The organism is Butyrivibrio sp. DSM 10294, assembly GCF_028539135.1.
GTDB lineage: Bacteria > Bacillota > Clostridia > Lachnospirales > Lachnospiraceae > Butyrivibrio.
Genome location: NZ_JANSWL010000022.1, coordinates 1 through 12,007, shown reverse-complemented (window position 1 = coordinate 12,007; position 12,007 = coordinate 1). Strand labels below are relative to the sequence as shown.

Annotated in this window: 10 protein-coding genes; 1 reads left to right on the top strand and 9 read right to left on the bottom strand. The window is 39.9% G+C overall.

Going from position 1 to position 12,007, the window contains the following annotated elements; all coding sequences use genetic code 11:
• Positions 1-452 precede the first annotated feature (452 nt).
• From NXH67_RS00215 to NXH67_RS00200, 4 genes are all read right to left on the bottom strand, one after another.
• Positions 453-1,163 (bottom strand): metallophosphoesterase, encoded by a 711-nt coding sequence (locus tag NXH67_RS00215; RefSeq protein WP_272795943.1) that lies wholly within the window; start codon positions 1,161-1,163, stop codon positions 453-455.
• Between the two features lie 44 nt (positions 1,164-1,207).
• Positions 1,208-2,197, bottom strand: coding sequence for a hypothetical protein (locus NXH67_RS00210; RefSeq protein ID WP_155830830.1), 990 nt, complete (start codon positions 2,195-2,197; stop codon positions 1,208-1,210).
• Complete coding sequence (locus NXH67_RS00205; RefSeq protein ID WP_272795942.1) at positions 2,187-3,548, bottom strand: MBL fold metallo-hydrolase; 1,362 nt, start codon at positions 3,546-3,548, stop codon at positions 2,187-2,189. Before NXH67_RS00205 ends, NXH67_RS00210 begins: the two co-directional genes overlap by 11 nt.
• Before the next feature lie 72 nt (positions 3,549-3,620).
• A complete protein-coding gene (locus NXH67_RS00200; protein ID WP_272795940.1) occupies positions 3,621-4,367 on the bottom strand; it encodes a DnaB-like helicase C-terminal domain-containing protein in 747 nt (248 codons plus the stop codon).
• Between the two features lie 49 nt (positions 4,368-4,416).
• Here NXH67_RS00200 and NXH67_RS00195 point away from each other — a divergent pair, with 49 nt between their 5' ends.
• Positions 4,417-5,049: an HTH domain-containing protein gene (locus NXH67_RS00195; RefSeq protein ID WP_272795939.1), complete on the top strand. Its 633-nt coding sequence runs from the start codon at positions 4,417-4,419 to the stop codon at positions 5,047-5,049.
• Between the two features lie 14 nt (positions 5,050-5,063).
• Here NXH67_RS00195 and NXH67_RS00190 read toward each other — a convergent pair whose 3' ends face one another.
• The 5 genes from NXH67_RS00190 to NXH67_RS00170 all read right to left on the bottom strand — a co-directional run bounded on the left by NXH67_RS00190 (position 5,064) and on the right by NXH67_RS00170 (position 11,514).
• On the bottom strand, positions 5,064-7,133 hold the full coding sequence (locus tag NXH67_RS00190; protein ID WP_272795938.1) for an AAA family ATPase: 2,070 nt from the start codon (positions 7,131-7,133) through the stop codon (positions 5,064-5,066).
• A 747-nt stretch (positions 7,134-7,880) separates the two neighbouring features.
• Positions 7,881-9,182: an MATE family efflux transporter gene (locus NXH67_RS00185; protein WP_272795937.1), complete on the bottom strand. Its 1,302-nt coding sequence runs from the start codon at positions 9,180-9,182 to the stop codon at positions 7,881-7,883.
• A gap of 171 nt (positions 9,183-9,353) precedes the next feature.
• Complete coding sequence (locus NXH67_RS00180; protein WP_272795935.1) at positions 9,354-10,115, bottom strand: GNAT family N-acetyltransferase; 762 nt, start codon at positions 10,113-10,115, stop codon at positions 9,354-9,356.
• Positions 10,116-10,203: 88 nt separating this feature from the next.
• A complete protein-coding gene (locus tag NXH67_RS00175; protein WP_022779922.1) occupies positions 10,204-10,677 on the bottom strand; it encodes a DUF2798 domain-containing protein in 474 nt (157 codons plus the stop codon).
• Between the two features lie 165 nt (positions 10,678-10,842).
• Positions 10,843-11,514 carry a DUF5680 domain-containing protein gene (locus NXH67_RS00170; RefSeq protein ID WP_272795934.1) on the bottom strand — a complete coding sequence of 224 codons (672 nt, stop codon included), beginning with the start codon at positions 11,512-11,514 and terminating at the stop codon, positions 10,843-10,845.
• Positions 11,515-12,007: the final 493 nt, after the last annotated feature.

The window sequence follows — 12,007 nt, the reverse complement described above, 5'->3', positions numbered from 1 at the left end:
GATAATGAAGCTTTCATATGCACAAGAATGCAAAATGGTATAGATATTAGGGATTATACTCATCTAAAGGCATATTAAGAACCTCTATTTGATTACTTTCGTATGTCTTGAGCACAAATTAGATATAATAATTTCTTTTCAGGTTTTGTTCTGCTACTATTCCCGAACTGGTAATAGTGGCCATTCTTTTCACTATAACAGATTTTAGACAGAGCCATAGCTCCCAATCCTGCTGTTCCTGGATTCTGATCCTGAGGCGCTTATACCAGCCCCCCTGCTTTAGCAGGGCTTGCCCTTTACGTGTTCTGGTGGAAACGCTACAATGCTGTTACGCGACGGTGTGCCATTTAGCTGTTCCCATCATCTTCACCGTCGGCAAAACCTGACATGCGTTTCCAGCAGGTTCCGTCAAGGGTGGCGTCCCCTGTCCACAACATAGATGGTTGGTTATCTTAACCTTGTACATAATACTCTTCCAAAGTGTCCAGGCATATTGCAGCAAGCCTTCCGCATGGAAAATGTGCTCCGCAGTCAATTGCGATGTGATTGTTATTCTTATAAATGTATCCCGGATTAGGGTTCTCTTCTATAAGCTGCGTGGGGGTATGGCCTGTTACCACAAACTTATCATTAAAGTACTGGGTGTTATAGTCTGCTCGTTCCCATATGAGATCGTGTAAACTATAATCTTCCATTTCTTTTTCCGGAGAAAAATTGCCTAATCCTGCATGAACAAGGAGAAAGTCCCTAGTTCCAACCGTAACTTCTTCGTAGATAACAAACTCCCCCAAAAAGTCTATTACGTCCTGCCGCCTGTCAGGTGAAAGTGCCCTGAACTCATCAATAGTAGGTTTACTTCCGTTATACTGCCAGTTAGCTAGTTTTTCCACCATCTCCCGGTCTAGCCGATCAACATTTTCCTCAGTAATTTCCTTGCTCAAAAACTTAAGACACTCCAGTGCCATAAGTTCATGGTTTCCGACAATGCAGATAACATTTGGCATTTCCATGAGTTTTAGAAGTGTCTTAATGGGATGCGGTCCTCTATCCAGCACATCCCCCAGAATATATAACGTATCCTCATCCTTTAGATCTATCTTTTGTAAAAGAGCTATGAACTTGTGATATTCACCATGAATATCACTAATTACATATGTTGCCATAAAACTATTCTCACCTTACCCCTACCTATTTCTGCAGCAAGTATTCACTCTGATTTGCCAAATATCGGCTTCAGCACGCCTTTTACCAGCCATTCAAAATACTCTTTTTTCCGAAATGCTTTATCTTCGCTTTCTAAATAGCCCTCTTTCGTAATCTTATCTAGCAAATCATCCAAACCAATATACATCAAAGGTCCATTTGAATAATCCTCTTTATTGCCTTCATTTATGTAATTAGCATCTTTTTTATGCATTGCATTATGCATATTCCCGTATTGCTTGCTAATCGGAAGCAGATAAATGCATTTAATGTCACTAGAATGCTTTTCCCCGCGCTCTATTATGAAATCCCTGGGTTTATTATTCGAGTCATAAAAATACTCTCTAGCATCTATAATTTCAGCTACTTGAGTCATGTATTTCTTAGTTGAAGTATAGTTTTTTCTTTCCCTTAATTCTTTTATATCCTTTTTGTCTAATAGTCTGTTATGCGTGTCTCCAGAGACTTTTTTCCAACGCTCATTGCTCAGGATGCTATTATACAAACCTTCCAACTTTTCAAACGAATTTCCTTCTCCATCATTATTTACCGAATAAGCTTTGGCTCCAACATCAGCAAAACAATCCAGTAATTTAGAGAAACAACATTCTTCGCAAAAAGCCTTGTATTTATTAAACTGTTTATAATCAAAACTTCCCGATGTTGTTTTCAGTTCAACCACATAAACATATTTATCATCGCATAGTAAATAATCTGCTTTCACAGATCTGTCATCTTCCTTGGTTTTGACCTCAGTTTCAGTATCTTCTTTAGCCAAAAGCTTAGTCATCAAAGGAAACTCCTTTGTAACATAATGCAGTTTATTTTCCCCATCTCTTCCCAACGCAATGTTGAGCAAATCTTCAACCACCGGCGTTATCAGCGTATCCAATATCACTTCGCTCTTTATGGCAGCTGTGTAATAGTCTCTTATTACCCTGTCAGAAATCGTATTTAAAATAGCTGGATTCTGTACTTCCCTATTAGAACTCATATACTTGTCCATCCTCTTTTTTCCAAATTCTGTTTGCATATTCGCCAAACTGCGGAAGATTAGTAAAGGCATCTCTTCCCTCAGTGTGCATAGGGATTATCTTATCCGGGTTAGTAAGTTCCATTAGCTTTGCAATAGTTTCAACATAGGCATGGCCACTGGTATGTAGGATCTCCATGTGAGCTTTGTCATTTTTACCCTCTAGGAATCTAACAATATTAGCATCCGGAGCCTTGCCATCCTCAAGGTAACCGGTCCACATAGAGTACGTGATAAAAGGATCCTTCATTTTCTGCATCCGCTCCTCAAAGCGTCCCACCGCCATATTGGGGTTGTTATTTGGTCTTGCCAGCATTACAAATCCCTTGTCCAGATAAATATCTTCGTCTGCCATTTCAAAGCATCTTCGCTTAGTTACTGGATTTCGAACGCCCTCAAGATTCTTCATATAAAATGAATTATTATCAGGGCATAGCACATAAATGCACTTTTTATATCTGTATTTGTCAAAAAACCTGCTTCTTGATTTTATGGCAATATTCATGACTTCAGCCTGGTAGGCATCGCACAAAAACACCTTATCTGCTGGAGTAGCATGATAAAACTCCATTACGCTGTCAAGATTTGTGGATGACACCAGCACTACATTTTCTTTGTGTTCTGCAAAAATTTCTGCAGCTCTTTTACCAAGATCATCCTCCGACTTGATTGGGTTATTTCCCGTCTCTTCAAGCCTTGATATCATGGTTCCTTCTGTAACAAGAACATCTATCTTGCCAACATATCTTTTTATCATGCTCTCAAAGGTATCCTGCCCAGGAATCCCGTGATCTCTGAAGTCTCCGGTATATAGAATCTTTTTGCCATTTAATTCTATGACAAACATATATGAATCGATGGCAGAATGATCGCAAACAAGGGGCGTGACCTTGATTCCGTTAAAGTCGCGGCTACTTCCCAGCTTCCAGTATGGCTCCATCCTGTTAATGGTTTCAATCTGCGACGGTGCATTTTTGCACAGCTTTTTATTCAAGAGCTCCACTCTCATTGCGATGGTTTCCATAATTTCTTTTGCAGTACCGCCAATATACATAGGGATGCCCTCAGGGGCTTTTCCTCGAAGCCCCACATGGTCCCCATGATAATGAGTAAAAAGAACTGCATCTGTATGGATAGAATCTCCCTCGCCGGCAAATACTCTCTTTATTAGCTCATCGTCGCTCAGTGCGGGATTCTTGATCCCGGGAAGGTTTGCACCAAGATCAATCAGTATCCTATGGTCACCCTTTGTAATTTCTGTTACGATTCCGCCTATCTGGTCTGAACCTCTGTATATCTTGATTCCATCCATGTTTAGATTTCCTCCTAAATTCGATTATACCCCACGCACTCTTTCCTCCGATAATAAATTAATCATAAATAGTCAATCAAAATATCCCTTAGGAAATGGCCAGCATACATCAATAGTTCTGGTAAAAAAATCTGTATAAGGAAGCTCAGATATCATAATTTCCAGCTTGTCTTTATCCTTAATCTCCGAATCGTAATATGAATCTCTATGTAGCATCAGAATATAATCCGTGTGTCTAAGAAAACTTTCCCATCTTATGTCCTGGAGCTTAGGATGCGGATTCTCTCTATATTCGCAGGTTTTCATCAGCTCAATATCAAGCACTATCGCGACACCTATCTCTTTTGCAAGTCTCTTTAGCCTAGGCAGAAGTCCTATGCAGGCCATATCAAATTCCTGCGCTCTTCCAATCAGATAAAAATAGTCGATTATCACCAGCGAAATTCCGTTCATAGTCTTCTTTTCTCTGCATTTTCTTTCTATCTCATCTATGGTTATTGCGATAGTGTCATCTATGGTTATCTTCTTCTGATCCAGCATTTCTGATGCTTTATCATCTAGCTCCATTAGCCGCTTCTTATATCTGTCACGGGACATTTCAAGGCTAAATGCTGTAGCCTTTATGCCTTCTTGCCGGCATGCATTAAGCATAAGTTCCATCATAAAGGCTGACTTCCCCATTCCAGGTCTTCCTGCTACTACGGTAAGTTCGCCTCTATGAAGGCCGTCCCCTAGAACATGATCAAGTGGTCTTATTCCTGTGATTATGGGATTATTATTTATCACATGTTTTATCTCAATTTTATTATTCTTTTCCAATATTGTTCTCCTTTGAATAAAATCAATTTCTTTGGTTTATAATGTTCTTATGAGTAAACTTACCCGTCAGATACATCTTTATATGTACATGGATGATCCCGATAATTATGAGCATAGCCCTGAAAGGCTCATGGATTATCTGGGTGTCTCTTTGCGCACTTTGCAAAGAGACTTTAAGGATCTTCGTGAAAGCGGCACCAACAATTACACCTACAACTCGAAATCAGGTGAGTATGTCTATTCCGAGGAAGACGCTACCAAAATCGAAAGTGCGGACAGGCGAAGGAAGCTATATCTGACTAAGCTTGCCAGAATGTGTAGGATTGTGAAAAAGCTCCCTTTTACAGATCTGGAGAAGCTTAACGAATATGAAGCTGATCTAAAGGACTATCTATCCGAAAGAAAAAAGTATCCTAAAAGCCCAGATCCATATGGGCCTCCCAAAATGCCTTATATTCCTGATATTAAATATGAGTACTTTAATATATGCCCGGAGGTAAGTGAGCGCACCAGGCAGAGGGATTTTCAAACCTTGCGTGATGTGGGTTTTGTAATTTTTTACTCACAAAGATATAGAGAATACCTTTTTACTGATGATGACTCCTACATCACCAGTAAAGATTCTGCTTTATATAAAGCATTGAAAAAAGCAGGCGATATCAGGAAAAAGCGAGGATCCTAAAAAGGCAATTCCTATCAGAAATTACTGGCAAATCCTATTTTACGTTTTGGCTCATCTTTTAGCATCTGGCTTAAATTGACCGAAAAGTCCTCTTTTTTCAGAAGCTTAACCTCGCTTTTTGTAGGTTTATTCTTGCTTCCAGGAGGAAGGAGTCTTGAGGCTTGCTTCAAAGTTGCCTGTTCAAGGAGATTACGAACAAACCTTCCGTTTCCATAGTTTTCAGCCAATACCGCCTGCTGGAATATCTTTTGGCACTCACTTCTGGCTGGAAGGTCCACTTCCAAGCCTTTCTTCGTCAGCATTAAATCCATGATCTTCATAAGTTCCTCAGGGGTATAATCCGGAAAATTAAGCGTAAAAGCTATTCTGCTCTTCATTCCTTCGTTCTGCGCTATGAATTTCTCCATAGGTTCAGGGTATCCTGCAAATATAACTATCACGTCATCTCTGGAATTCTCCATTTCCTGAACAATTGTATTTATAGCTTCAGTTCCAAAAGAATTTGTGCTATCCACAAGTGAATAGGCTTCATCTATGAATAAAATGCCACCTTTTGCCGCCCTAAACTTTGCCTTTACTTCCTTGGCGGTCCATCCCACATACCTTCCTACAAGATCAGCTCTGCCACATTCAACGAGTTTCCCGGTTTTTAACACTTCTTCTTTTCTTAGAATGTCACAAAGAAGCCTTGCAACAGTAGTCTTGGCGCATCCGGGATTTCCCATAAACACCATGTGTCTGCAGCATTCAGACGAATTAATACCATAGGAATTCTTATACTTTGACAGTTTATAGGTTGATATTATCTGCTGTGTAACCTGCTTGATTTCATTAAGACCCACCATATTCATCAGTTCTTCATATGCATTGTTTTTCCTCTTAGTTCTTTTAATGGCCTTATGTATACATACTTTGCTATAAGATGGGTAAACACTCTTTTTTAGAACATCCTCAGACCAATTCAAAAAAGCTTTAGCGACCATGCTAGCAGAAAAATACTTTCTGTCAGGAAGGTACTTATATGCATTTTTATCAAAAAGAGACTGATACTTGGAAGCATTTGCAAGATTATCCATATATTTTTGGGCCTGAGTTATATCCCCTACCCCTTCGGAGATTTTGACAAAATCCACTTTTCCAGCCAGCTCTTTATATAATATTTTCGAAAACCCCGGATTAGTTTCATCTTCTATCACAAAAATCTGGACAGTATCTGCATATTTGTGTAAGAATTTCCTTAGCATAATAGCGATTGTCTCATTTTCTGTAGCATACTGACCGGATTCATTTGTTTCTAACGAACTAATTACCACACATCCACCTTCAGAGTGATATCCAAGATTATCCAGCTCCTTGCACAAATTCTCGCCATAATAGTGCTCCTTGTCTTCTTCAAAATCCAACATACATATTCTTGAACTTAAAAGCCTGTTGTTAGAATGAAGCGCTTTAACCAGTACCCTTATCAGCATTTTGGCATTTTCCAAGTTTTTGGTCTGAATACGGTAATGTACAGGACATCCATAAAACTTCTTCATATTCCCCTCAGCGTATATTCTATCCAGTTCTTCCCTAAGGGAATCGCTTCCCATTATTTCATCAGACATCTCGCATATCTTTGGATAAGAATATGACCCTTTTTCCAAACATTCTTCTGTCAGGACATATCTGCGAGAGTCATAAACATCCATTTTATAAGCATCTCTTATTGAACCCTTGTAATAGTCTTTCTCCAGTACTATTTCCAAAAGCTCACTTGCTTCTTTAAATGTAATCTCTTTATAAGATTTAAGCTTTATTTCAAAGTTTTCCGTTATATCCTGGGCCACGCCGGCATACCTGTGGCAAACTTCTTCAAGGTCATGACTTCCCTGCCATACCCCAACAGCAAGCTTAATTATTTCTTCATCATAGTAATAACTAATACAGAAAGTATTCTCATACGTATTTCTCATAGAGAACTTATCGTTAATCGTAAAAAGAGTACTTACAATATCATCTCCCCTCCCAAAGCGGGAATAAGTAGATTCTATCGTTAGTTTCAGTTCACCATTATGTGTAAAAGTACAATCATAAAAAAGCATTTCTGCACCTCCTTGTTTGTGTGTCAGGAAGTTTAGCATATGATTTGGGGCTATGCGTCATAACGGTGTCACCCATTTTAAAATTTCCCTCATTATATATGAGTTTATTGACATTTTTGTTGCATATGGTGACACCATTATGACGTCGGTAAAAAAACGCCGTGTTAATATCAAAAAACACTAACAAAGAATAAGAAAAAGGAGATTTAAATATGGGTTATGTAAATGAGAAAACACTTGAAAAACTGAAAAGGTATATGATTTTCTTGCCCCACATGGTGGCGATATTAAAATTGAAGATGACTGGAACTTCTGGAAGTTAATCTATTCAGAAATACTTAAATTTTTTCTTTGTAGCAATTGTTTATAATTATACCTATATCTACCATCCTGTTCCATATTATGTGCATAAAACAAGGGCGTTTTCACGCCCCTGCCTTTTGCACTATCAGTTATTCATCTCTCTGCAATCCTTATAGGTGATTCTGTATATTGGACTTGAGCCTTCAGGCTTCTCAAGAGACTGGTGATCCTACTGATCCAAAAGCACAAGCGCCTGCGTGTACAGATTAACTGCCTTTAGCACATCCTGTTGTTCAATATCAAGCGTCCCTGCTATCATCTCATGGGCAACTATATCTTCAATCCTGAAAATATGCCAGATAGAATAGGCAAGCCTTACCCTTAGTCTTTAAGCCCAAAAGTGGACCACTACCCCCGTCCCCAGGGACTCTTTTTATTGCTACTTTATGCTATTGCTTTAGTTCTTTTGCCAATTAAACAATAGTATGTCACCATGAGCATCAGAAAAGCGCCTATCCATGCAGATACTTCAGAAATGGCAATTCCCTTAAATCCGTTCCTTCCTACCCAAAAGCCAAAAATCAGCCTCATAATGACTTCGAGCCCGCCTGATAGCATTGGTATAAAGGTATTGCCCAACCCCTGAACAGAGTATCTGTATACAAAAAGCCAGCCCAGGGCAAAAAAGCTTATTCCCATGATCGGCATGAAATCGGTACAATAACCGATTATCATGTTGTCTGTCAGCAGCATCCTTGCCAGGCTTCCTGGCACAAATATCATAAGGAGCGATATAGGCACATTCACAAGTGTAGAGAGCATCAGGCCCTGTCTTACTCCTGTGCGTATCCTGTCATATTTGCCAGCGCCCTTATTTTGCCCCACAAAGGTCATCATGGAAAGACCTACGGACATTCCGAACTGCTCAAAGAGTGATGCAAATTTCATGCAGGCTGAATAGGCTGCCACATATGCGCTTCCCATAAGATTTACGAAGTACTGCAATACCATGGCCCCTGCAGCTGTGACCGAATTCATAAGTGCCACAGGAAGTCCTATTTTCATCAGTTCAACCAATATATTCTTTTCATCTGCTATTTCTGACGTGTCTTTTCCCAGACTCATAAAATCGATGGTTCTAAGCTTTTTAAGGCACAAAAGGTATGATACAAACTGAGAGACCACTGTTGCCACTGCTGCTCCGACAACTCCTGTGCCAAAGGCCATTATGAAAATAATATCAAGCATGATGTTCACGAGTGATGAACAGATCATAGCAGTGAGGGGCGTTCTGGAATCTCCCATTGACTGGAGAATTGTAATCTCAAGGTTATTCATAACCGTCACTACAATTCCCAATAAGATCACAGCAAAATATCTATACGAATCATCAAAGATATCTTCAGGGGTGTTCAAGAACGTCAGCATCTTATTGAGCAAAGAAACGCATACAACAGTAAAGGCTATTCCAAACGTGATACTGAGCTTCTTGGCTGCTCTGATGTATGCATTCAGCATAGCCATATCGTTTTTTCCAAAGTTCTGGGCAAAGGTTATGCCAAATCCTCTGGTCATCCCCACAACAAATCCAAGTATAAGGAAGTTAAGTGTCCCGGTTGCCCCAACAGCAGCCAGCGCCTGATCCGAGATTCCCTTGCCAACTATAATGCTATCCACAAGACTATATAGTTGTTGGAAAAGATTTCCCCATAATAAGGGCAAAAAGAACAGTATGATCTGTTTCATACTGTTTCCTGAGGTCATATTTTGTGTGGTCTGTTCTGTATTTGTCATGGCCGCTCTCTTTGGTCTTTCTCTTGATGTTTATTTTTTATTAGTTAAGATCATTTAAGTATCCAGGCTATTCCCTTTGCAAGACGCAGATCGCTATACAGGTCTTGCTCATAAGTTCACTATCTACCCTTCATATTTGTACCACGGATGCGTTCCAGTTATTTCAAATCCGACGGAACAGGCAAGTCGCATGGATGCTTCATTTCTTGTATCACAGCCCCACACGGGGAGTTTTCCCCTTCGAAGAATTTCTTTTACCATTGCGTAAGCAACGATCTTGCCAAATCCTTTTCCGCGGCACTCTTCTGCTGTTTCTACTCCGATATCCACATAATCCTTGGAAACTCCCGAGGAAAACGCGCAGGCTGCCATATGTCCGTCTTCGATCAGGCAGTATCCGAATCCCTTTTCTAAAAATGTGCGCTTATCCTCCCAGGAAAATGTAGGTATTATCTTTCCACTCATCAGATCGTAGTTATCGGGGATTATTTCTTCCGGCTTTGATTCCATGGTGGGTGAGATGATATCTCTTTTCCCAGTGAAATCGAAGATATACCTATCGTATTTAGAAACCCCCGGAGTCTTCAGTATCATTTCCTGCAACCGGGGATCGTTTTCTGCTTGCAGCGCCATGCGTCCAGAGTGACCCTCCGGCGGATTTATCATCATTGTCATGGTTTCTTCAATGAATTTCTCATTATAATTCCCCAGGATATTGGCAAAGCCGCAGTAGTGCCAGATTAGTGCGGCATTCGGAGAATCAGTATCATCAACATATATCTCGCCACTTTGAATCCCCTCTAATATTGAGAGCGGGTATACTTTTTCAACGCTGATCTGATCGGTCAAATGCCTGATTTTCTTGCAGTCTGTAAGTTTTTTCATGGTCATCCTCTCCTATAATTATATATTAACGTAAAATAAAAAACAGACCAGTTCCGTACACGGATTTTGGTCTGTTTTTCACCAATTCTTATTTCTGCTTTATTCTTTTCATAACAAATCCGAAGACATTTCTTACCAGCGGTCCTGCGAAGAATATCTGCCAGAAAAGAGCCATAGGAAAGTTCAACGCTGTCGTCTGAAGCCATACAGCCACGAATTCACTGCCTGCATCCTTAAAAAGGATTGTCGCTGCCATGCTCATAAGCGGGCACATGAGGCACACAGACATTGATGAGATGGCAAGTATGATCATTATCATAGGGTCTTTTCCCGGAGTGACGAATCTGAAAGCCAGCTTCTGAGCCAGTTTTCCTACAAATAAAAGTTCAAGCGCCATGGCTATCGGCCACATGATAAGCATTTCCTTGAATGCTGCGAGGAAGATAAAATTCTGCATTCCGCCATCATTCAGTGAAATGTTGTAGCATATCATGGCATAAACCATGACAAATGCCATAAAGGCAGTAAAAAACACATTCTGTAATTTGCTCTGTGGTAACATAGGGGTTCCTCTCTTTCTTAAATGGGGAAGACCTCCGTGTTGTTCGTTATCACCCGGCCAGGATGTGCGTTTCCAATAATACCTCGAAATCTTCATTTTTTTATCAGCAATTGCAGATTATAGCAGATATTTTGTTTTCGTGTAAGTCTTTTTTATTCCTTCTGACTACTTCATTATTCCCCCATGGAAATAGCATTCATAAACTCTGGTATTATTGCAATAAATCTCCTCGCATCCCTGAAACCAGCTGAAATCCCCGGTAACGCTGCACTTATAAGTATATTCACCGGACTGAAAATACTCAGGTCCTCTGTAAGGCATATTCTTATCAGCTTTTCTAAGAGCTTCTTTTAAGAAATCTCCGCTGAACTGCTGATCCAGTACTCGTCCCAGATAATTCATGGCGTACTGAATCTTACCATCAAGCCATATTGCCTCTTCTCCGGCAAACTTCTCGCCGCCCACATATGTGTCATGATAGGTATACGGTCCGCTGCTGTATGTGAAATCATGAGAATCCAGCCTGGTTGCAGCAGTTTCGTTCATATATGCAGCATATGTATTTACATTGGCTTCTAATCTAAAGTCGATCAACTTACTGATATCGTTTTCTACAGCTGTTTCGTAATTGACCATACATTCCTGATCCCGAACCAGATAGTCAACTGTGACGTTAAACAGGTTGCTTATCTGAATCAGATTACTGATATCCGGATAAGCCTGGCCTGATTCCCATTTTGCAACAGCCTGTCTTGATACATCAAGCTTCTCAGCAAGCTCCTCCTGGGTTAATCCTTTATTTTTGCGGATTAACTGTAGTTTTTCTGAAAAGATCATATTCATCACCTCCATGACTAATGTACGATTCATCGCCGCAAAGATACATCAGTCATTGGTTGCTATTTTGCTACTTTTGTTATACATATACTCCTGTTTTAGAATAGAGAATACTCTTCTCCCCTCAAAGTGGTCTTTTCGCCAGAAAAAATCACGATATAGCGTGCTATGGCTATATACGCCATCCTTGACACCCCTAACTCTGGATGCAGCATACGAACCACTCATGAAACTTGCTTCTAATATGCATTTCACAGTCTACGCCGAATAGATTATGGCTGCTTCGTTGCATAAGTGCATATGAAGAGTGTCAAATGTAAGACGTTTAGTATGCATGAAGTTGTTGCTAATGGTCTTGAGAAAGATGAAAAAGCATACGAAAGAGAATGATAATGAAGCTTTCATATGCACAAGAATGCAAAATGGTATAGATATTAGGGATTATACTCATCTAAAGGCATATTAAGAACCTCTATTTGATTACTTTCGTATG

Coding starts and splice junctions, on each gene's coding strand:
- NXH67_RS00215 (WP_272795943.1), bottom strand. CDS start 1,163: ATGGCAACATATGTAATTAGTGATATTCATGGTGAATATCACAAGTTC.
- NXH67_RS00210 (WP_155830830.1), bottom strand. CDS start 2,197: ATGAGTTCTAATAGGGAAGTACAGAATCCAGCTATTTTAAATACGATT.
- NXH67_RS00205 (WP_272795942.1), bottom strand. CDS start 3,548: ATGGATGGAATCAAGATATACAGAGGTTCAGACCAGATAGGCGGAATC.
- NXH67_RS00195 (WP_272795939.1), top strand. CDS start 4,417: ATGAGTAAACTTACCCGTCAGATACATCTTTATATGTACATGGATGAT.
- NXH67_RS00190 (WP_272795938.1), bottom strand. CDS start 7,133: ATGCTTTTTTATGATTGTACTTTTACACATAATGGTGAACTGAAACTA.
- NXH67_RS00185 (WP_272795937.1), bottom strand. CDS start 9,182: ATGAAACAGATCATACTGTTCTTTTTGCCCTTATTATGGGGAAATCTT.
- NXH67_RS00180 (WP_272795935.1), bottom strand. CDS start 10,115: ATGAAAAAACTTACAGACTGCAAGAAAATCAGGCATTTGACCGATCAG.
- NXH67_RS00175 (WP_022779922.1), bottom strand. CDS start 10,677: ATGTTACCACAGAGCAAATTACAGAATGTGTTTTTTACTGCCTTTATG.
- NXH67_RS00170 (WP_272795934.1), bottom strand. CDS start 11,514: ATGATCTTTTCAGAAAAACTACAGTTAATCCGCAAAAATAAAGGATTA.